Source organism: Polynucleobacter necessarius (assembly GCF_900095195.1).
In the GTDB taxonomy this organism is placed as follows: domain Bacteria; phylum Pseudomonadota; class Gammaproteobacteria; order Burkholderiales; family Burkholderiaceae; genus Polynucleobacter; species Polynucleobacter necessarius_G.
In genome coordinates this window covers 422251-442745 of the sequence record NZ_LT606950.1, presented here as the reverse complement: position 1 = coordinate 442745, position 20495 = coordinate 422251, and the positions used below count along the sequence as shown (strand labels likewise).

Sequence of the window (20495 nt, the reverse complement as noted above, 5' to 3'; positions counted from 1 at the left end):
TTTCAGTTTGTCATTGGCGATTTACCAACGAGGCAAAGTCTAGGGAGGACTCTTCCAATGCACTAGGGGCATTAAATAACTAAAGTGATTAAAAGAATAGAAATGGAGAAGTTAAATTCTGCAACTCCTTACAAGTTAGGAAATATTCTGAGAATTTATCCGCAATGACTGCAACAGAATCAGTAATTTCTTACAGGGAATCCCCTTAAGAATTTCTGGTGCAATTTATGGAATTTATTCCTACTGAAATGTCTTACCGATCTTCGCCAATCCAATTCAAAATCTCAGCTGCCGCAGCAAGGCCACACGCTGCTGTCACCATCACCGTTGAGCCATAGCCCGAGCAGGCTAGACCCCCAGTCGATGCGCCCGCTCGTGGCTCATGCGAATAAATCGCTCGAATCCCAATTTTGTGTTTTAGATTTCTCGAAAATCCATGATCTTGCCTGAGGCCTTGGCGGACTTTTGCCAATAAAGCATCTTGCTCCGTACGTGACAGATCGGCACAGCGCACTGCAGTAGGATCAGTCTTACCGCCTGCCGCTCCACACATCACTAAAGCACGATTGTGTTGTCTTGCCCAAACAGACAGTGCAATTTTGGTTTGAACAGAATCCGTAGCATCAAGCACATAGGCATTACTCGGGATGATGCGATCTAAATTATCCGGCCCCAAAAATTCATCATGTGCAGTGAATTGAATTTCAGGATTAATCTGTAGTATGCGTTGCGTCATGGCTTCGACTTTCGCTTTTCCAAACTGGCCTTCAATAGCATGCAACTGACGATTGGTATTACTCTCAGCAATGTGGTCAAAGTCCGCTAACACCAAATGACCAATTCCAGTGCGAGCCAACGCCTCTGCCGCCCATGAACCAACGCCACCCAAGCCCGCGACCACGACAGTCGCATTCCGAAAACGCGCACGCAACTCGGAGCCGTAGAGCCTAGAAACGCCCCTAAAACGACGCTCCTCTAGCCCGCCATTGTCTCCGTCTTCAATCTTGTGTTCTGCCATAGCTTCTCTTTATACTGAATAAATGGACTCCATTGCTCAACTTCGCAAAAACTACACCTTCGGGCAACTCTCAGAATCCGAAGTTCCACAGCAACCTTTGCTACTGTTTCAGCTTTGGTTTGATCAAGCAGTCAAAGCGGAGTGTCCAGAACCGAATTCCATGACTCTGGCAACCGCAGATAAGGCTGGCAATCCATCAGCACGTATTGTCTTACTAAAAGGCGCCGACGAAAACGGCTTTACCTTTTTTACCAATTACGAGAGTCAAAAAGGAAAAGACCTCGCTGTTCGCCCGCAAGCGGCCATGCTCTTTCATTGGCATGAATTAGAACGCCAGGTACGCATCCAGGGGGTGGTTGAACGTGTTAGCCCCGAAGAGAGCGATCAATACTTCCACTCTCGTCCACCAGCATCTCGCATTGGCGCTTGGGCCTCTCCCCAAAGCGCCCCCATTCCAAACCGTGAGTTTTTAAAGGAGGCCGAAAAACGCTTTCAGGCAGAATTTGGCGATACCCCACCGCGTCCAGCGCATTGGGGTGGCTACCGCCTTCGCCCTACCAAAATCGAATTTTGGCAAGGCAGACCATCACGCCTGCACGATCGCATTCACTACAAACTGAATAGTACACATTGGGGCATTAGTAGACTCGCACCGTAATGCGCTCCTAGGCGTATTTGGGGGCGATCAGCGATTTGAATTTGGCTCTAAATTTCGCTAACTTTGGTGCAACCAAAGCCGCACAATACCCTTGATTGGGATGCTGCTGAAAATAATTTTGGTGATAGTCCTCAGCAGGATAAATTGCAGGCGCCGCTTTAATTTGCGTCACTACTGGATTTGAGTAAATTTTTGAGTCTTCGAGTTCGCATACCACTTCATGGGCAATCTTGCTCTGCTCATCACCGTGAGTAAAGCTCACTGAGCGGTATTGCGTGCCGTGATCATGTCCCTGGTAGTTCAATGTTGTTGGATCGTGAATTACAAAGAAAATTTCCAGTAAGTCCCGAAACGAAATGATCTGTGGATCAAATTCGATATCCACGATCTCAGCGTGCCCTGTGGTTCCAGTGCAAACAGTTTCATAACTTGGATTTGGAGACTCACCGCCTGCATAGCCAGAGACCACGCTACTGACCCCATGGATCTGTTGATAAACAGCTTCAAGACACCAAAAACACCCGCCACCAAGGGTTGCACGCTCTAAGGAAGAGGAATTTTTATCAAAAGTATCTATCACAGCTTTATCCTAATGCTTTATTGCAATCATTTTTGAAAAGCACTCCGTTATGAATCGCTTCACCATTCAATTCGATGAAATCAAGGCTGCCTACGCTGCCGAACCAAATCCCACATTAGAAGTAAGGTTGGAACGCATTGCCCGCATCGAAAAAATGGTGGAGGCCAATGAAGAAAAGTTTTGCAAAACACTCGCCGCAGATTTTGGCGTGCGTCATCCAATCGAGACCCGTCTTGCAGAATGCCAGATGATTTATCAAGCATGTCAGTACACCCGCAAGCATCTGAAAGAGTGGATGAAACCTTCATAGCGAGACGTTCCCATTCATCTTGGAAGTTCGCAAGCCTGGGTTCAAAGTCAACCGTTAGGGGTTGTAGGAATTTTGAGCCCGTGGAATTATCCAGTCCAATTGGCACTGGTTCCCGCTATTGCTGCGTTTGCAGCCGGCAATCGGGTGTGGCTCAAACCCTCTGAACGCAGTTCACGCACTTCAGGATTTTTAGCTTCGTTAATTCAGGAGTATTTTCATCCTTCAGAATTCTGTGTCAGTCCGGGTGGTCCCGATGTTGCGGAACAATTCTCTGCTCTACCCTTTGACCACCTATTCTTCGCCGGATCGGGCGCGATTGGCAAAAAATGATGTGCGCAGCAGCAGAAAATCTCACCCCCATCACATTAGAGTTTGGTGGCACAACGCCAGTCATCATTGACTCGTCGGCAAAACTAAAAGATGCAGCCCAAGCCATTATTTATGGAAAGCTACTCAATGGTGGACAAGCCTGTATGGTGGACAAGCCTGTATGGTGGACAAGCCTGTATGGTGGACAAGCCTGTATGGTGGACAAGCCTGTATGGTGGACAAGCCTGTATGGTGGACAAGCCTGTATTGCCCAAGACTATGTGTTGATTGAATCTAGCCAAGAAGAGGCATTCATTAAAGAACTCCAACACGCTGCACAAACTCAATTCAGCAATCCAGAAGAGCTAACGGGTCCAACCGATGAACGGCAGCTTCACTATTGGAATCATTTAGTGATCGATACACTCGATCGTGGTGCAAAGCGAATCCCATTACTCAACAATCCCAGGGCAGGTGCACGCCGTTTCGAGCCAATAGTAATTACCAATGTTCAACCTGACTCATTAATTCTACAAGAAGAAATTTTTGGCCCCATTCTGCCAATCTTGACCGTCAAAGATACTGCGGCTGCGATCCAGTTTGTTAATGAGCGTTCTCACCCTCTCGCCCTCTATTGGTTTGGCAAGAATAAAGTCAACCTTAGAAAGGTGCTGAACGAAACTCACTCTGGCGGCGTCACCATTAACGACACTCTGCTGCACATCACAATTAATGATCTACCGTTTGGGGGAGTAGGCGCCAGCGGTATCGGAAAATATCACGGCAAAGAGGGGTTTGATACCTTCAGCCATCAAAAGTCTGTTCTCGAGGTTCAGGGTTTCTTAGGCCTCAATCTATTCAAGGGTACCAAGATGGTTCGGCCGCCCTACGGAAAAAAGTGGAATGGCTTTTGCGCTATCTCTGATAACGCATTACATCTGCGTCATTAGCAAGCGGATAGAAAAACCCATAAACAGCAAGCCCGTCAGAACCTAAAGACTCCCTGAGAGCCTCGGGTGACTAACAAAGTATCTCGAGCAACTTTGGCCAATGAAAATTAATGCGCCTAGATAAGCCATGCTCATCATTTGCAATACGACCGCAAGGTAAATAAACGTTAGCCCCGGATTTGGAAAATCAGGGCGGATAAATTGCGAGAAGAAAGCAATAAAGAAAAGGATTGCCTTGGGGTTGGTTAGCGAAAGTGAAAGCGCTGCAATCAGTGGGTGCAATTGCATGAGACGCGCAGAAACATCCGATACGCTGTTGTGTCATGAAGAAGATTGTTGTGACCAACGATGCAGACCACTGCGCAATAAGCCAATACCCATCCAGGCTAAATAAAATACTCCAGCAATTCGAACCAATTGAAAGAGCAAAAGCGATGAGATTAATAGCAATGCAGCGCCTAGAGCTACTGCAAGCATTAACACCGTATCACCCATAAATATTCCGATTGCACCCCACACTCCCGAGCGCCAACCCTGTTGCGTAGAAACGCTCAGGACATAAAGTGAATTTGGTCCAGGCAACAATATGATGAATAGCGTCCAAAGCAAGTAACTTGAGAAGTCGACGATTCCAGCATTTGCGGGGGATAACAGGCTAAAAGCAGTCCAATCCATCTCGATATCTTAATTAATTCGGGAAAACCCTTGTAATCGCACTCTCAAACTGTCATAATGAGAAGCTTTTTAAGCAATTTTATTCATCGCCCCCAGCTCTATTTCAGCGCATCGTTTTGAAGTCATACAACTTCTAAACAAACAACATAAACGCGCTGCCGCTTGTCTGATGGTCGATGCCTTTGACCATCGCATCCAATAAAACCTTTGGTGCAACATACGGAGACGCCCCATAAATGGGGTGGGTAATAGCATGACTTTTTCTAAAGAAACAAAACATACTGGATCGGAATTCCAGAACTTCGCCATCGCGGCACCACTACTTAAAAACATTGCTGAATTGGGATTTACCCAAGCAACACCAGTGCAAGCTCAGGTTATTCCTGCAGCCACTGCTGGCGGAGACCTATTGGTCAGCAGTCAAACCGGTAGCGGTAAGACCGCAGCGTTTTTATTGCCGTTGATTAACCAATTGATCGAGAGCAACCCAAACAACTCGCCTGTACCAGGTCGCGCACAACCCAAAGTATTGGTGCTCTGCCCTACGCGCGAGTTAGCCCAACAGGTTGCAGCTGATGCCGTCAACTTTGTTCGCGGTGTCAAAGGGATTCGCATTGCCACTGTGATGGGTGGCATGCCCTACGGCAAACAAATTCAAGCACTTAAAGGTGCATTGCTGGTTGTCGCCACACCAGGTCGCTTATTAGACCTCTGTGATAGCAAAGCCATTCGCCTTGACGACGTTCAACAATTAGTCATTGATGAAGCTGATCGCATGCTCGATATGGGATTTTCGGAAGACCTAGAAACGATTGATAAGCGTTGCGCAAATCGCCAGCAAACCTTGATGTTCTCTGCGACCTTCGCACCCAGCATTATGGCCTTGGCCAACGAATTAACTACCGATGCAAAGCGTATTGAGCTTACTCACGCCGGTGAAAAGCATGCCAATATCGAGCAAAAGCTTCACTGGGCTGATAGCATGTCTCATAAGCACAAATTGCTGGAGCACATTTTGGCGGACGCCTCGTTGGATCAAGCGGTTGTCTTTGCCAGCACCCAAGTGGAAAGTGAAAAGATTGCAGATACCTTGCGTGCAAACGGCTATGAAGCTACCGCATTACATGGCGCTATGCCTCAAGCAGTACGCATGCGTCGTCTAGAGTCTTTACGCAAAGGTCACACCAAGATTTTGGTGGCCACCGATGTCGCTGCTCGCGGTATTGATGTGCCCCGCATTAGTCACGTGATTAATTTTGGCTTGCCCATGAAACCAGAAGACTACACACACCGCATTGGTCGTACCGGTCGTGCTGGTCGCAATGGCGTTGCAATTACCCTAGTGGGACACCGCGATCGCGCCAAGATTCGCAATATTGAGCGCTTCACGCAACAAAATATTGTCGTTTCGGTGATTGCCGGCCTTGAACCACAAGTCAAACCAAACTTTGGTGGTGGACGCCCTGGTGGCCACTCTGGAAGCCGTTCTGGTGGTGGCGGTAGTGGCCGCTACGGCTCCGGTGCACGCTCTGAATCTCGCTTTGGTGGCGGCAATTCGGGTGGCAATCGTTCTGGCGATTCTCGTCCAGCTCGCTCTGCAGATTCTCGCCCTGCCCGTTCTGCGGATTCACACCCAAAGCGCCCAGCAGGTCCGCGATTCGCAAAACCGAGGCCTGGCGGCCAACGTCGCAACTTTAGTGGCAACTAAAAATGATTCACCGTAATCGTCTCCGTTCTGCATGGAATCGAGTCGGTTCCGGTGGAATTCATCGGGCACCACGTGAGTGGCAACCATGGCTGATTGATACTGGATCACTCACGCAAAAAATTGAGAAAGCGATTGGTCAAAAACTGCAAGTACAGGTTTTGCGCGACTGCCCTCAAACGTTAAATAGAGATGAAAGTCGCTATTTTCGTTTTCAGATTCGACGGTGTCGCATTCGGGAAGTATTGCTTTGCGCCGATGGTGTGCCTTAGTTATGGCGCACAGCGTAATACCGACACTCAGCTCAAGTGGCAGCAATCATTCCATCCTGCGCCTTGGCACAAAACCCTTGGGTGCTGTACTCTTTGCGAAATCACGCATGCATTCAAAAGCAAAACCACCGCGCGACATACATATCGCGCTTGGATAAAAGCAGTGCATTATGGAAAAAGTGTTCTAAACAGTGTGAATGCCTACCATCACCGTTATGGGCTCGTCGAACCCTCTATCGCCTAAAGGGGCACCCCATCCTAGTCAATGAGATTTTCTTGCCTGCTCTACTAACGTACTCGGTAGCTTAGATACTCAACGTCAAATTGTCAGCCAAGCAAGTGCAGCCTTAATGAGCGCTTCATCTCCTGGCTCCGAAGTAAATACTTCACCAAAACCTATTGCCCGCGCAGCATCAGCAATATTGTGATGCGGACATAGCGCACTGGCATGTTGTAAACCTTGCGGCAATTCATCCTTGGTAACTTGACCGAGATAACGCACTGCTTCGGATGATGTGAGCACCCAGAGTGATCTAGAAATATCCATTTCTCGTACAGCGAGCCAGGCAGGATTCGCTACATCTAATGGCATTCGCGTATAGATCAAAATAGCCTCTACAGCAGCGCCCGCTTTCTTGATCGTATCTGCTAGCCAATCACGGCCGCCGTCACCTTTAAAAAAGATGACTTTCTTGGTGGTCCAATCCCAATCCAAGCGTTGTAACACCGTCCACAGACCCCCTGAATCCCATTGTTCATTACTACTCGGCATATAGATTGGGGTGGGAGAGCCTTCCAAACCGATCCCATGGTTCTTCAATGCCATGGCGCTACTACAACCCATAACGCCAATAGGAATAATGTTCTTAGAAAAATCTTGCCAATTCCGCTCTAACAAACGCATGACCGATTCAATAGCGTTGGGGCTAACAAAAATTGCCAAGTCAGCGTGATTCAGAACTGTGGCAATGTGATCGGCCAATTGCTCGTCATCCTTAGGGATAATCGTTAACAAGGGTAAAGACAAAATTTGTGCAAAACTTCGTTTTGCAATACCCGCTTGCTCAATCGCTTTTGTCAGTACTTCAATGAACTGTCGTGCCTGACCGCTGGGCCGAGTAATGACAATGGTTTTGATGCTCATTTTTGGTAATAGTTATTTAGCAATCTTGGGAATTAACTCTGCAGCACCCTGTGCGAGGAGGTCCTTTGCGACTTCTAAACCCAATGCTTCCGCATCTGCAATAGAGCAGACTTTAGCGCTCCATTTTGCTAAACAGATGGCTTTGCCATCCGTGCCAGCGACAAAAGATTGAATTTGCAAATGCTCTTTATTCCAAGTGGCATGGGCTGCTAGCGGCACCTCACAGGAGCCACCTAACTGACGTGACACCATGCGCTCAGCAGATACTGCATATAAAGTGGATAAGTCATTTAGCGGAGATAACCATTGCTTAATATTGGGATGCTGACTCAGCGTCTCGATACCAAGCGCGCCCTGTCCTGCAGCAGGCGTGTACGGATCGTATGGCAAATAAGCACGAATACGGGGTTCCAAGCCCAGCCGCTTCAATCCAACAGCAGCCAAAATGATGGCTTGGTATTCGCCACGATCCAGCTTACTCATCCGCGTATCCAAATTTCCACGTAATGGCTGAATCACGAGATGAGGAAATCTAGCGCGTAAAACGGACTCACGTCGCAAACTCGAGGTTCCCACCACTGCGCCTTTAGGCAAATCATCGAGACTCGCATAATCACTCGAAACAAATGCATCACGGGCATCCTCTCTGGCCATGACACAAGCCAATTCAAAACCCTCTGGCATCACCGTAGGTACATCTTTTAGAGAATGCACCGCCAAATCCGCGCGACCGTCTTCCAGCGCAGTCTCCAATTCTTTAACAAAAAGGCCTTTTCCACCCACCTTGGAGAGAGCGAGATCCAAAATTTGATCACCCCGAGTCGTCATCCCCAAAATTTGTACATCACACCCTGGGTAGAGCTTTTTCAGGCAATCCCGGACATGTTCGGCCTGCCACATTGCTAGCCGACTTTCTCTAGAGGCAATAACAAGCCGTTTAGGGGCTTCTAGACCAGGGGATGGGGATGAAGAATTCAGGGTTTGGGACATAACATTTAAAATAATCAAGGACCTACACCAATATACTGTGTTTATGAGCTCATCTAAAAATTCCCTTGCCAATAAGGCCCAAGCTTGGTCAGCCCGTTTTGCTGAACCCGTTGACGAACTCGTCCAGCGCTATACCGCCTCGATTGGTTTTGATCAACGCTTTGCCCTAGTCGATATTGAAGGCTCATTAGCTCACGCCCAGATGCTAGCTGCCCAAAAAATCATCGGCGCCCAGGATTTAGCAGATATTGAAAAGGGTATGGCTCAAATTAAGGGCGAAATCGAAGCTGGTGAATTTCACTGGCAACTCGCATTGGAAGATGTGCATCTGAATATCGAGGCACGTCTCACGGAGTTGGTGGGTGACGCAGGCAAACGTTTGCATACAGGACGCTCGCGGAACGATCAAGTGGCGACGGATTTACGTCTCTGGTTGCGCGGCAGTGTTGATGAAATTGCAACAACATTAAAAACTTTACGCACAGCACTTTTGGATCTTGCCGAGAAACATGCACAGACCATCATGCCGGGTCATACTCACCTACAGGTTGCTCAACCCATTACCTTTGGCCACCACTTGATGGCCTATTACGAAATGTTTAGTCGCGATGCTAGTCGTTTAGCGGACTTGCGCACGCGCTTTAATCGTTTACCCCTTGGCGCTGCCGCTCTTGCGGGCACTACCTATCCAATTGATCGCGAGCAAGTTGCTAAGACGTTGGGATTTGATGGGATCTGCAACAACTCCTTAGATGCCGTTTCTGATCGTGACTTTGCGATTGAATTTTGCGCGTTTGCATCAATTTTGATGATGCATGTTTCACGCCTCTCCGAAGAGCTAATTCTTTGGCTAAGCCCACGCTTTGGTTTTATTGATTTGCAAGATCGCTTTTGCACGGGCAGCTCGATCATGCCGCAAAAAAAAAACCCCGATGTTCCTGAGCTAGCGCGTGGCAAAACTGGCCGTGTCTATGGCGACTTAATTTCATTACTGGCCTTAATGAAGGGTCAGCCCTTGGCTTACAACAAAGATAATCAAGAGGATAAAGAGCCCTTGTTCGATGCGGTCGATACCGTACAAGATACCCTACGCATTTTTGCTGACATGGTTCCTCACATTGAAGTGAAAGCCGAGGTCATGAAAACAGCGGCGGAAGAGGGGTTTGCAACTGCGACCGATCTTGCAGACTATTTAGTCAAAAAAGGTCTCGCCTTTCGTAACGCCCATGAAGCGGTTGCCCATGCAGTGAAAGCCTGTGTTGGCAGAAACTGCATGCTCACAGATCTCGGCCTCTCCGAATTGCGCTTTGCCTGCGGACTTGACAATCGCCCTGAGCTGATCGGTGACGATGTATTTGCATTACTCACAGTCGATGGCTCTGTGAAATCCCGTCAACATGCTGGCGGTACCGCCCCTTCACAAGTTCTCGCTGCCATTAAGCGGGGCCGCGCTGCCCTCTAAGATGGGTTTTTGGTTCAAGCTCTCCGAGAGCATTGACCGAGTAAATCAACTGCTGGGCAGTGCTGCCAGCATCATGATTTTGCTCTCTTGCGTAGTCTCTGCTGTTAATGCCATTCTGCGTTACGGTCTAGACATGAGCAATAACTGGCCACTAGAACTTCAATGGTATCTATTTAGCGCTGCAGTCATGCTGGGCGCTTCCTATACCCTCAAGCGCAATGAACACGTGCGCGTGGATTTAATCTACTCAGACTTATCGGATCGAGGTCGCATTTGGGTTGATCTCTTTGGTCTAGCTTGCTTTTTGATGCCCGCTTGCAGTCTGTTTACCTATTTATCCTGGACCAGCCTCTTTTATCTCTCATGGTTGATGGCAGAGGGCTCCCTCAATTCAGGGGGCTTAGCTCGCTATCCAATTAAGTTTGTGGTACCGTTTGGCTTCTTTATGTTGAGCCTTCAGGGTCTATCAGAAATCATCAAACGAATCGGGGCACTCAACGGAGAAACTACCCTGCCCACTGAAGATCTCCATTACGAAAAGCCAATGCAATGATTCCATTGGAGTGGATGCCCCCTTTCATGTTTGGCGGCTTAGTCATCTTTATGTTGATTGGCTTCCCAGTCGCGTTCTCCTTAATGGCAGCAGGATTGTTTTTCTCCGCGATTGCGATCAGTGAAGGCTTTTTTGGCATGGCATTTTTGCAAGCCATCCCGCAACGCATTTTTGGGAGCGTACTCGCCAACGATTTGTTGTTAGCTATTCCATTCTTTACCTTTATGGGCGCCATTCTGGAGCGTTGCGGTCTAGCCGAAGAGATGCTGGACTCCATGGGTCAACTCTTCGGGCGAGTACGCGGCGGCCTGGGTTACTCCGTGATTATTGTGGGCTTTATTTTGGGTGCCATCACGGGAACGGTAGCAGCCCAGGTTATTGCTATGGCGATGATCTCGCTCCCCGTCATGATGCGCTACGGCTATAACATGCGCTACGCTACCGGCGTATTAGCGGCCTCAGGCACCATTACGCAATTGGTGCCGCCATCGTTAGTATTAATTGTTCTCGCAGACCAACTCAAAACTCAAAGCGGTAGTGCGGATGTAGGCAGCATGTATCTGGGCGCTTGGGGTCCATCCATTCTGCAGATTGCTCTCTTTGCGCTGTACACCTTTTTCCTGTCCCGTATTCGGCCAAACGATTTACCGCCCGTTCCTGAGGGCGACTTAATACTGAGAGGCTGGGCTTTATGGCAACAGTGCTTACTGGGAATTGTTCCGTCAGCAGTGCTGATCTTCTTAGTGCTTGGCACCATCATGACCGGTATCGCCACCCCCACCGAATCAGGTGCGATGGGTGCGATGGGTGCCTTATTACTCGCCTGGCTGAGAAAGGCTAGCATTCCAAACCTCAAAGGGTTGATTCAGGAGGCTTACCAAAACACTATGCGTATTACGGCAATGGTGGTATTTATCTTAATTGGCTCCACATGCTTTTCCGTTGTCTTTCAAGGCGTTGATGGTGGTCGTTGGGTAGAGGAACTGTTCTCAAGTCTGCCAGGCGGCTGGGTAGGCTTCTTAATTGTGGTGAATTTATTTGTCTTTTTCTTGGCATTCTTTTTAGACTTTTTTGAAGTTGCTTTCATTGTTGTGCCAATGCTCGCTCCTGTAGCGGTCAAATTGCTCTCACCGGTGTTACTAGAGTCGATGAACGGCAATCCACAAGCTGCAGCAAGCGCAGCACTGGTTTGGTTTGGGGTAATGCTTTGCGTCAACATGCAAACTTCATTTATGCATCCACCATTTGGTTTTGCCCTGTTTTACTTAAGAGGGGTTGCGCCAAAAGAGGTGAAAAGTAGCGATATCTATTGGGGCGCCTTGCCTTGGGTTGTTCTACAACTGGTTATGGTTGCCGTGGTTATGGCATTCCCAGCACTCGTGACCACCTTCCTAGATAAGCCTGCAGCCGTTGTGCAGAGTCAGGATTTCAATTTCATCAGTGAAGAATGTAAATCGGAATCACCTGCAAGCAAGGTTGATGAAGATGCGCCAGTGACCTTCCAATTGGATAAGCCTGCTAATTAAAAAGCCCCGAAACTCGGGGCTTTGATGCAGCAGTAACAGCTTAGACCAATAGCGGGTTACTGCTTGACGCAGTCGACATAGTATTCACTACGTCCATCCACCTCGCCTTTTACCAATCCATGAATATCGGTCTCAAAGCCAGGGAACTTTTCATTAAAGTCTCTTGCAAAGTAGAGATAATCCACGATTCGCTTATTAAAACGCTCGCCTGGAATCAACAGCGGAATACCTGGAGGATATGGCGTAACCAACATTGCGGTTACACGGCCATCCAACTGATCTAACGGTACGCGCTCAACTTCCTTGTGTGCCATCGTCGCCCAAGCATCTGATGGCATCATCGCTGGCTCCATATCGGAGGTATACATTTCGGTTGTCATGCGTGCCACATCGCGACTCTTATAGAATTCATGAATCTGTTGGCAAATATCTTTGAGGCCAACGCGCTCATATCGAGGATGTTTTGCAACAAACTCTGGCAGAACTTTCCATAGAGGAGCATTTTTATCAAAGTGATCTTTGAATTGTTGTAACTCGGTCACCAGCGTATTCCAACGACCCTTGGTAATACCAATCGTGAACATGATAAAGAACGAATACAGACCGCATTTCTCCACAATCACGCCGTGCTCAGCCAAGTATTTCGTCACGATGCTGGCAGGTATCCCCATCGAACCAAAGTTACCTTCAATATCCAGGCCTGGAGTAACAATCGTCGCCTTGATCGGATCCAGCATGTTGAAATCTTTGGCGAGCTTGCCAAAGTCGTGCCAACTTGCATTAGGCTCCAATACCCAATCCGAGCGCTCACCGATGCCCTCTTCCGCTAAATGATCTGGACCCCAAACCTTAAACCACCAATCCGCGCCAAACTTATCACCCACTTCGCGCATGGCACGGCGAAAATCCATTGCTTCTGCAATGGATTCTTCAACCAATGTCGTTCCGCCAGGGGATTCCATCATGGCGGCCGATACGTCGCAAGAGGCAATGATTGAGTACTGCGGGCTGGTTGAGGTATGCATCAAGTAAGCTTCATTGAAGCAATCGCGATCCAATTTTGTTTCTTCCGCATCTTGCACCAATACTTGAGATGCTTGAGATAGGCCCGCCAATAATTTGTGGGTCGACTGGGTCGCAAACATCAAACTCTTCTTGGTGCGCTTGCGGTCAGACCCAATCGCATGCATATCTTTATAAAACGGATGGAATGCGGCATGGGGTAGCCAAGCCTCATCAAAGTGTAGTGAGTCCACCCTGCCATCGAGCATTTCTTTGATCATCTCGACGTTGTAGACAATTCCGTCATAGGTGCTTTGCGTCAGAGTCATAACGCGCGGAACCACATCCTTATTCTTAATAAATGGGTTGGCATCAATCTTCTTTTTAATGTTCTTCCACTCAAATTCTTCTTTTGGAATCGGACCAATGATACCGAGGTGATTGCGGGTTGGCATCAAGAAAATGGGGATGGCGCCCATCATCGTAATGGAATGGATTACCGATTTGTGGCAGTTCCGGTCAACCAAAACGACATCGCCAGGAGCCACAGTCGAGTGCCAGACAATCTTATTAGAGGTCGATGTGCCATTGGTAACAAAGAATAAATGATCAGCATTGAATATTCGCGCTGCATTGCGCTCACTCTGCAATACTGGGCCAGTATGATCTAGCAGCTGGCCTAATTCTTCCACGGCATTACAAACGTCGGCCCGCAACATGTTCTCCCCAAAAAATTGGTGGAACATACGACCCACTGGGCTCTTTAAGAATGCTACGCCCCCCGAGTGCCCGGGGCAATGCCATGAATACGAACCCTCTGATGCGTAATTGGTTAACGCACGGAAGAATGGTGGTGCCAAAGAATCCAGATAGACCTTCGCTTCACGAATAATGTGACGTGCAACAAATTCTGGAGTGTCTTCATTCATATGAATGAAGCCATGCAATTCGCGCAATATGTCATTCGGCATATGACGTGAGGTGCGGGTCTCGCCATATAAGAAGATTGGAATATCCTCATTGCGTTTACGCACTTCTGTAATAAATGCACGCAAGTTATTTAATGCTGGCAGATCATGATCTTCAGAGTCCGACACAAACTCCTCATCATCTATCGAGACAATAAAAGTGGATGCACGGGAAGCCTGTTGCGCAAATGACGTTAAGTCGCCATAGCTCGTTAGGCCGATAACTTCCATGCCTTCGTTTTCAATAGCCTCTGCAAGGTCACGAATACCGGAACCCGAAATATTCTCGGAGCGGAAGTCTTCATCAATAATGACGATCGGAAAACGAAATTTCATAAAAACTCCCCTGCTTGCTTATCCGATGGACTCGGAATCCACTTATCAAAATTGGCTAACAATAATACGGCCGCCATCTAGCGGGACTGTGACAATTTTAACAAAAAATGCATTTTGCTGTACATCTCTTGGTAAGTAAACATGTCGGGCATAAACCTGGTTTACGAGACTCTCGTGGTAGCCCGTAAAGGTGATCAGGAGATGCCACTGTTGTTCAACGGCAGTATTTCTAGGTACTCCTTAAGGGACACAGCTCATCGACACTGTGCATTGTACCACCAACAACAAGAATTTTACCCAACTAGTGCCAAGCAACCAATGGTAGAAACTGTTTTCTGGGCGCGCCCTCTCCGTGCGCGAGAGGGTAGCGCGGTACTCGTCTAAATTAATCCGCACTGGGCGGTGACTAAACGGAAACTTACGCACTACCGCACGTCTTAGGTCTTGGGTAGAGTGACGCCTCGTTGGCCTTGATACTTGCCACCGCGATCTTTGTAAGAGGTGCCACACACCTCATCGCTCTCAAAGAAGAGAACTTGAGCACAACCCTCACCTGCGTAAATTTTTGCAGGCAATGGTGTTGTGTTAGAAAACTCTAGGGTTACATAACCTTCCCATTCTGGTTCAAATGGGGTCACGTTCACAATGATGCCGCAACGCGCATACGTGCTCTTACCAACGCAGACTGTTAATACATTCCGTGGAATCTTGAAATATTCCATCGTTCTTGCCAGCGCAAATGAGTTTGGCGGAATGATACAAACATCGCCCTTGAAATCCACAAACGATTGCTCATCAAAATTCTTAGGGTCCACAATCGTGCTGTTGATATTAGTGAAGATTTTGAATTCGTCTGCGCAACGAATGTCATAGCCGTAGCTTGAAGTGCCATAGCTCACGATTTTGTTGCCGGCAGCATCTTGGCGAATTTGCCCAGGTTTGAATGGGCTGATCATGCCTTGCTCGCCCATGCGGCGGATCCAGTGGTCAGATTTAATAGTCATGGGCGAATTGTAAAACCTTAGACCCCAACTGCCCATGAATTTATGTGGGGTTGGGGGTAAAAACCACCCGCTCAGGAGCGTTGTAGATCTCGAAATGTTTGCCCGAGCAGCTGGAGAGGATGGTGAGGTTCGTTTTACGCGCTAACTCTAAGCCCATCAGGGTCACGCCCGAGCGGGTGAGTAGGAATGGAATACCCATCTGCGCACCCTTAATCACCATCTCGGAAGTAAGTCGCCCCGTGGTGGTGAAGATCAGCTCTTTGCCAGGCCGATTTGCAAGCCACATGAGGCCCGAGATCGAGTCCACAGCATTGTGGCGCCCAACATCCTCAATCAAGTGGAGCAACTTCACACCATGCTCACCCTCGCGCTCAAACACGGCGCATGCATGAACTGAGCCAGATTTCTTATAGATCGTGTCATGCGCACGAATGGCATCCACTAAAGTAATGATGGCCTCTTGGCTTAGCTTGGGGCCATCTGGCAAACGAATCTCGGACATCTCCTCCATCGGGCCACCAAACATCGTGCCCTGACCACACCCCGTGGTGACCACCCGCTTGCTCGTTAAAGCATCAATATCTACCGTCTTTCGACGTGTCTTTACGGCAGCAGAATCTGTCTCCCAGTCAACCTGAATGCTTTCAATATCCTCCCGCGACTCCACTAGACGCTGGTTCCGGAGATAACCTAAGACCAGAGCCTCAGGAGCACTCCCCAAAGTCATCAATGTGACGACTTCACGCTTATCAAGATAAATAGTTAAAGGGCGTTCGCCAGGGATATGCGTTAGCTTTGATATGAGGCGCCTTCTAAAGGAGGAAAGGGTTAACTCAATTTTATCGAGACTTATCGACACGATTTGGGCTTTTACTTTAACCGCAGACTAAAATTACCGCTCGAACCCGCATAATGGCAGTTTAGATACGAATTAAACCCTGATATTTCTGATTAAAGACCGCTTTACATGAGCAACCCTCAGCGTCGCCTCCTCGTTACTTCCGCCCTGCCCTACGCCAATGGCCAGATCCATATTGGTCATTTAGTGGAATATATCCAGACCGATATTTGGGTGCGCTTTCAGCGGATGCGTGGTCACGAGGTTCATTATGTCGGCGCTGATGATACCCATGGCACCCCCATCATGTTGCGCGCTAAAAAAGAAGGTCTTACACCCAAAGAACTCATTGCTAATGTCTGGAAAGAGCACAAAAGAGATTTTGATAACTTCTTAATCTCGTTTGATAACTACTACACCACTGATAGCCCTGAGAATGAAACACTAGCGCAAAGTATTTACATCAAACTGCGTGATGCAGGCTTGATCGAAAAGCGCGCAATTGAACAAGCGTACGATCCTGTCAAAGAAATGTTTTTGCCAGATCGCTTTATTAAAGGAGAGTGCCCTAAGTGCGGCGCTAAAGATCAATACGGTGACAACTGTGAAAAGTGTGGCGCCACGTATTCTCCAACCGATCTAAAAAATCCATTTTCTGTTGTTAGCGGCGCAACGCCCATCAAAAAGATTTCAGATCACTATTTCTTTAAGTTATCGGATCCCCGTTGCGAGGCATTTTTACGCGCATGGACCCAAGTTAAAACACCGCTGCAACCTGAGGCGCGTAACAAAATGAAGGAATGGGTTGGCGTTCCTGGCGAGAGCAAGCTTGGCGACTGGGATATCTCGCGCGATGCCCCCTACTTCGGCTTTGAAATCCCTGATGCGCCTGGTAAATACTTCTATGTCTGGTTGGATGCGCCAATCGGATATTACGCCAGTTTCCTCAATTACTGCCAGTCTAAAGGCATCAATTTTGAGGAATGGGTCAAGCCAGATACTACTACCGAGCAGTACCATTTCATCGGCAAAGATATCTTGTATTTCCACACCTTATTTTGGCCAGCCACGTTGCAATTTGCAGGATATCGCACTCCAACAAACGTGTTCGCTCACGGCTTTTTAACGGTTGATGGCGAGAAGATGAGCAAGTCCCGTGGCACGTTAATTTCTGCTAACAGTGTCATTGAGTGTGGCTTCAATCCAGAGTGGCTCCGCTATTACTTTGCAACCAAGCTCAATGACAGTATGGAAGATTTGGATTTGAATCTTCAAGACTTTGTTGCACGTATTAATAGCGATCTTTTAGGTAAGTACATCAATATCGCCAGTCGTAGTGCGGGTTTCTTGGTGAAGCGATTCAATGGATTGGTTTCCGATGACGCCATGAATCATTCGCTTCTCAAGGAAATTGCTGGTAATAGCGAAAAAGTGGCCGTCCTCTATGAATCACGCGAATACGCAAAAGCATTACGTCTGATCATGGAGTTGGCCGATAAGGTCAATAGTTTTGTCGATGAAAACAAGCCCTGGGAAATCGCTAAAGATCCAGCGCGTGAAGCTGATTTACAAAAAGTCTGTAGCATCACCTTAGAAGCCTTTAGGATGCTCAGCATCTATCTCAAGCTCGTCATTCCGAACGTCGCTGCTGGCGTGGAGGATTTCTTATCCCTGGCCCCGCAATCTTGGAGCGATATCAGCACCCCTCTATCCAGCAAAAACCCCATTAAGACCTACAAGCACCTAATGACCCGGGTGGAAGCCCCCCAAATTGAGGCTTTATTGGCTGCAAACTTGTAAAAATAGGCCTAAAAAGCACCTATAATAGTGGTCGTAGTCCCCAAATAACTTTTGTCACTAATGCTATAAGTTATTGAATTTATTGAGTATTTCAGGAATTACTATGGCCAGATATCAATCTGAATTCACTCGGTTCTTAAATGAGCTCAAATCCGAGAAACCGCACTTGGAAGCTGATCAGCAAGCTGGTCGCGCCCTGCTTTGGGATAAAGAGCCCCTGACCGTAGAAGATCAACGTCGCGCCAAGGCTGCCAAACTAAAACAACGCGCTTACGTTTACTCGAATGACTGAGCCAGGCACTCAGCCAATACCCGATTTACTCGACAGCACCCCATCCGTTACTGATGGGATGTCGGAAGCGTTCGCCAAACTGTACGGCGAACCTCTTTTTAAGCTCCCAACAGATCTCTACATTCCACCAGATGCGCTAGAAGTTTTTCTGGAAGCATTTGAAGGTCCGTTAGATCTTCTGCTGTATTTAATTCGTAAACAGAACTTCAATGTTCTGGATATTCCAATGGCTCAAGTTACTCAACAGTACTTGGGCTATATCGATCAGATTCGCCATCACAATCTCGAACTGGCCGCCGAATACTTATTGATGGCTGCCATGTTGATAGAAATCAAATCACGCATGCTGCTTCCGATGAAGAAAGCAGATAGCGAGGAAGAAGTTGAAGACCCCCGTGCAGAACTAGTACGCCGCCTCTTGGAGTACGAGCGCATGAAGTTAGCTGCACAAGAACTTGATCAAATCCCTCAGCAAGGCCGAGATTTCCAGGTTGCACATGGCTTCGTAGACACTACTGTTGCCATTACTTGGCCTGAAGTAAACCTAGAAGATCTACAAATGGCCTGGCGGGATGTGCTTCACCGTACCAAACTCAATCAACATCACACCATTACGCGCGAAGAATTATCGGTGCGTGACTTTATGACCCGCATCTTGCGTCGCCTCCACAATGCAAAATTTGTAGAATTTGGTGAATTGTTTGAAGATGCGATCAAGTCTGGCAAAGGTATTCCGGTGGTCATCGTGAACTTCATTGCGATGCTCGAACTCTCTCGCGAAGCTTTAGTCGAAATTACACAAGCAGAGCCATACGCACCCATTTATGTGCGCCTTGCATACACACCTGTTGCATGAAAATCATTAGCGACATTCAAGAGCTGCGCGATCACTTGCGCGGACAAAACCGTGCGTCCTTTTGTTCCAACCATGGGCAATCTACACGAAGGTCATCTTTCGCTGATGCGTCTGGCGCGACAACATGGTGCCCGGTTGTTGCTAGCATCCTCGTCAATCGCCTTCAGTTTGGACCGAGTGAGGATTTTGATAGCTACCCCCGTACGATGCAGGCGGATATTGAAAAGCTTGAAAAAGAAGGTGTCTACATATTGTTTGCACCGACCGAACGCGATCTTTATCCCCAACCCCAGGAATATCGTATTGACCCCCCTCAACAATTGGGCGATATCTTGGAAGGTGAGTTTCGCCCTGGATTCTTTAAGGGTGTTTGCGCCGTTGTCCTAAAACTGTTTTCACCAACATCACCGATCAATGGTGCAGCAATTTGCACGTTGCTATCCACCTCATTTGCTTGAATGTCGATCTGAATAAATTTCTTCGGATCTTTGCCCAATGTCTTACCCTTACCATGCGCAAGCAACCAGTTCAAATCACCACATCAGCTTCAGCCAACACAAATGAACGCGCTGCAGATGTCGATTGCGGATGGTTGTCTGGCAGCAAACCTTTTGCCATAGACATTGGCAAATACGGGATGCCCGATTTTTCGATCAAATCACGGATCTCTTTGTCTGCTTGTGTATAAGCAGCATCTTTGCCCAAGAGAATCAATGGCCGCTTAGCACCCTTCAGAACATCCAATGCCCGCGCAACTGCATCAGCTGCTGGAATTTGGCGTGGAACAGGATCGATTACCTTGAAGATCGACTTCTTCGCTTCTTCAACAGGCATCGTTTGCGAAAGCAACTGTGCAGGTAAGTCTAGATAGACACCACCTGGACGACCAGATACTGCAGCACGGATTGCGCGTGCAAAACCGATGCCAATATCTTCGATGTGATTAATACGGTACGCTGCTTTACAGTAAGGCTTCGCAGCGTTGAGCTGATCCATCTCTTCATAGTCGCCTTGTTGCAGGTCCACGATTTCACGTTCGCTTGAACCTGAAATCAAAATCATTGGGAAAGCTTGTTTCAATATCTTTTTCGATCGCAAAGCGCAAAATCATCTCTTTAGTATCCGCACTGGATACGATCCTTTTTAGGATGCCATCGAGAACAAAATACTGCTCCATCTGGTGATCACCTTGGTGCAAGAGGATTTCAGACTTTTAAGATCCGATATCTCTAAATGACGCTCTAGAT

General features: G+C 47.8%; 17 protein-coding genes and 4 pseudogenes. 12 read left to right on the top strand and 9 right to left on the bottom strand.

Going from position 1 to position 20495, the window contains the following annotated elements:
- Positions 1-253: 253 nt before the first annotated feature.
- On the bottom strand, positions 254-1018 hold the full coding sequence (locus BQ1619_RS02470; RefSeq protein WP_114662059.1) for a tRNA threonylcarbamoyladenosine dehydratase: 765 nt from the start codon (positions 1016-1018) through the stop codon (positions 254-256).
- Positions 1019-1040: 22 nt separating this feature from the next.
- Here BQ1619_RS02470 and pdxH point away from each other — a divergent pair, with 22 nt between their 5' ends.
- Complete coding sequence (gene pdxH / locus BQ1619_RS02465; protein ID WP_114662058.1) at positions 1041-1676, top strand: pyridoxamine 5'-phosphate oxidase; 636 nt, start codon at positions 1041-1043, stop codon at positions 1674-1676.
- Between the two features lie 7 nt (positions 1677-1683).
- Here pdxH and msrA read toward each other — a convergent pair whose 3' ends face one another.
- Entirely contained in the window at positions 1684-2256 is a 573-nt protein-coding gene (msrA, locus tag BQ1619_RS02460; RefSeq protein WP_114662057.1) for a peptide-methionine (S)-S-oxide reductase MsrA, read from the bottom strand.
- 49 nt (positions 2257-2305) lie between these two features.
- Here msrA and BQ1619_RS08600 point away from each other — a divergent pair, with 49 nt between their 5' ends.
- Entirely contained in the window at positions 2306-2566 is a 261-nt protein-coding gene (locus BQ1619_RS08600; protein WP_162784549.1) for a hypothetical protein, read from the top strand.
- 72 nt (positions 2567-2638) lie between these two features.
- Positions 2639-3825: pseudogene (locus BQ1619_RS02455) on the top strand (aldehyde dehydrogenase family protein).
- 42 nt (positions 3826-3867) lie between these two features.
- On the opposite strand, the pseudogene leuE reads toward BQ1619_RS02455, so the two are convergent.
- Positions 3868-4500: pseudogene (gene leuE / locus BQ1619_RS09550) on the bottom strand (leucine efflux protein LeuE).
- Positions 4501-4753: 253 nt separating this feature from the next.
- Between leuE and BQ1619_RS02440 the strand changes: the two are divergent.
- Together BQ1619_RS02440 and BQ1619_RS08945 are read left to right on the top strand one after the other, a co-directional pair.
- Positions 4754-6208 carry a DEAD/DEAH box helicase gene (locus BQ1619_RS02440; RefSeq protein ID WP_114663477.1) on the top strand — a complete coding sequence of 485 codons (1455 nt, stop codon included), beginning with the start codon at positions 4754-4756 and terminating at the stop codon, positions 6206-6208.
- 2 nt (positions 6209-6210) lie between these two features.
- Positions 6211-6477, top strand: coding sequence for a chorismate--pyruvate lyase family protein (locus BQ1619_RS08945; protein WP_197711826.1), 267 nt, complete (start codon positions 6211-6213; stop codon positions 6475-6477).
- A 319-nt stretch (positions 6478-6796) separates the two neighbouring features.
- On the opposite strand, the gene BQ1619_RS02430 is transcribed toward BQ1619_RS08945, so the two are convergent.
- Both BQ1619_RS02430 and hemC read right to left on the bottom strand, forming a co-directional pair.
- Positions 6797-7621 carry a uroporphyrinogen-III synthase gene (locus tag BQ1619_RS02430; protein ID WP_114662054.1) on the bottom strand — a complete coding sequence of 275 codons (825 nt, stop codon included), beginning with the start codon at positions 7619-7621 and terminating at the stop codon, positions 6797-6799.
- Positions 7622-7633: 12 nt separating this feature from the next.
- A complete protein-coding gene (gene hemC / locus BQ1619_RS02425; RefSeq protein WP_114662053.1) occupies positions 7634-8611 on the bottom strand; it encodes a hydroxymethylbilane synthase in 978 nt (325 codons plus the stop codon).
- Positions 8612-8654: 43 nt separating this feature from the next.
- Between hemC and argH the strand changes: the two genes are divergently transcribed.
- Genes argH through BQ1619_RS02410 form a run of 3 tightly spaced genes read left to right on the top strand, consistent with a single transcriptional unit; the run spans position 8655 to position 12152 of the window.
- Positions 8655-10073, top strand: a complete 1419-nt coding sequence (gene argH, locus BQ1619_RS02420) for an argininosuccinate lyase (protein ID WP_114662052.1) — start codon at positions 8655-8657, stop codon at positions 10071-10073.
- A gap of 1 nt (position 10074) precedes the next feature.
- Positions 10075-10626: a TRAP transporter small permease subunit gene (locus tag BQ1619_RS02415; protein ID WP_114662051.1), complete on the top strand. Its 552-nt coding sequence runs from the start codon at positions 10075-10077 to the stop codon at positions 10624-10626.
- Positions 10623-12152: a TRAP transporter large permease gene (locus BQ1619_RS02410; protein ID WP_114662050.1), complete on the top strand. Its 1530-nt coding sequence runs from the start codon at positions 10623-10625 to the stop codon at positions 12150-12152. The genes BQ1619_RS02415 and BQ1619_RS02410 overlap by 4 nt, the downstream gene beginning before the upstream one ends.
- A 56-nt stretch (positions 12153-12208) precedes the next feature.
- Here the strand turns inward: BQ1619_RS02410 and BQ1619_RS02405 are convergent, their stop codons facing one another.
- The 3 genes from BQ1619_RS02405 to BQ1619_RS02390 all read right to left on the bottom strand — a co-directional run bounded on the left by BQ1619_RS02405 (position 12209) and on the right by BQ1619_RS02390 (position 16315).
- Entirely contained in the window at positions 12209-14458 is a 2250-nt protein-coding gene (locus tag BQ1619_RS02405) for an arginine/lysine/ornithine decarboxylase (RefSeq protein ID WP_114662049.1), read from the bottom strand.
- A 437-nt stretch (positions 14459-14895) separates the two neighbouring features.
- Positions 14896-15462, bottom strand: coding sequence for a dCTP deaminase (dcd, locus tag BQ1619_RS02395; RefSeq protein WP_114662047.1), 567 nt, complete (start codon positions 15460-15462; stop codon positions 14896-14898).
- A 40-nt stretch (positions 15463-15502) separates the two neighbouring features.
- A complete protein-coding gene (locus BQ1619_RS02390; protein ID WP_415066241.1) occupies positions 15503-16315 on the bottom strand; it encodes a formate dehydrogenase accessory sulfurtransferase FdhD in 813 nt (270 codons plus the stop codon).
- Between the two features lie 114 nt (positions 16316-16429).
- Between BQ1619_RS02390 and metG the strand changes: the two genes are divergently transcribed.
- The 4 genes and pseudogenes from metG to BQ1619_RS02370 all read left to right on the top strand — a co-directional run.
- Positions 16430-18100, top strand: coding sequence for a methionine--tRNA ligase (gene metG / locus BQ1619_RS02385; RefSeq protein WP_114662046.1), 1671 nt, complete (start codon positions 16430-16432; stop codon positions 18098-18100).
- 103 nt (positions 18101-18203) lie between these two features.
- A complete protein-coding gene (locus tag BQ1619_RS02380; RefSeq protein WP_114662045.1) occupies positions 18204-18392 on the top strand; it encodes a DUF3460 family protein in 189 nt (62 codons plus the stop codon).
- Entirely contained in the window at positions 18385-19248 is an 864-nt protein-coding gene (locus BQ1619_RS02375; RefSeq protein WP_114662044.1) for a segregation and condensation protein A, read from the top strand. Before BQ1619_RS02380 ends, BQ1619_RS02375 begins: the two co-directional genes overlap by 8 nt.
- A pseudogene (locus BQ1619_RS02370) lies at positions 19245-19658 on the top strand (pantoate--beta-alanine ligase); the annotation flags it as partial. The gene BQ1619_RS02375 and the pseudogene BQ1619_RS02370, both read left to right, overlap by 4 nt.
- Here BQ1619_RS02370 and BQ1619_RS02365 read toward each other — a convergent pair.
- Positions 19646-20316 (bottom strand): annotated as a pseudogene (locus tag BQ1619_RS02365) (oxalyl-CoA decarboxylase); the annotation flags it as partial. The pseudogenes BQ1619_RS02370 and BQ1619_RS02365 overlap by 13 nt on opposite strands.
- Positions 20317-20495: the final 179 nt, after the last annotated feature.

Excerpts from the sequence above, each read along its gene's own strand:
- BQ1619_RS02430 (WP_114662054.1), bottom strand. The coding sequence starts at position 7,621 with ATGAGCATCAAAACCATTGTCATTACTCGGCCCAGCGGTCAGGCACGA.
- argH (WP_114662052.1), top strand. The coding sequence starts at position 8,655 with ATGAGCTCATCTAAAAATTCCCTTGCCAATAAGGCCCAAGCTTGGTCA.
- BQ1619_RS02440 (WP_114663477.1), top strand. The coding sequence starts at position 4,754 with ATGACTTTTTCTAAAGAAACAAAACATACTGGATCGGAATTCCAGAAC.
- BQ1619_RS02410 (WP_114662050.1), top strand. The coding sequence starts at position 10,623 with ATGATTCCATTGGAGTGGATGCCCCCTTTCATGTTTGGCGGCTTAGTC.
- hemC (WP_114662053.1), bottom strand. The coding sequence starts at position 8,611 with ATGTCCCAAACCCTGAATTCTTCATCCCCATCCCCTGGTCTAGAAGCC.
- BQ1619_RS08945 (WP_197711826.1), top strand. The coding sequence starts at position 6,211 with ATGATTCACCGTAATCGTCTCCGTTCTGCATGGAATCGAGTCGGTTCC.
- dcd (WP_114662047.1), bottom strand. The coding sequence starts at position 15,462 with ATGACTATTAAATCTGACCACTGGATCCGCCGCATGGGCGAGCAAGGC.
- pdxH (WP_114662058.1), top strand. The coding sequence starts at position 1,041 with ATGGACTCCATTGCTCAACTTCGCAAAAACTACACCTTCGGGCAACTC.
- BQ1619_RS08600 (WP_162784549.1), top strand. The coding sequence starts at position 2,306 with ATGAATCGCTTCACCATTCAATTCGATGAAATCAAGGCTGCCTACGCT.
- BQ1619_RS02415 (WP_114662051.1), top strand. The coding sequence starts at position 10,075 with ATGGGTTTTTGGTTCAAGCTCTCCGAGAGCATTGACCGAGTAAATCAA.
- metG (WP_114662046.1), top strand. The coding sequence starts at position 16,430 with ATGAGCAACCCTCAGCGTCGCCTCCTCGTTACTTCCGCCCTGCCCTAC.
- BQ1619_RS02380 (WP_114662045.1), top strand. The coding sequence starts at position 18,204 with ATGGCCAGATATCAATCTGAATTCACTCGGTTCTTAAATGAGCTCAAA.
- BQ1619_RS02375 (WP_114662044.1), top strand. The coding sequence starts at position 18,385 with ATGACTGAGCCAGGCACTCAGCCAATACCCGATTTACTCGACAGCACC.
- BQ1619_RS02470 (WP_114662059.1), bottom strand. The coding sequence starts at position 1,018 with ATGGCAGAACACAAGATTGAAGACGGAGACAATGGCGGGCTAGAGGAG.
- BQ1619_RS02405 (WP_114662049.1), bottom strand. The coding sequence starts at position 14,458 with ATGAAATTTCGTTTTCCGATCGTCATTATTGATGAAGACTTCCGCTCC.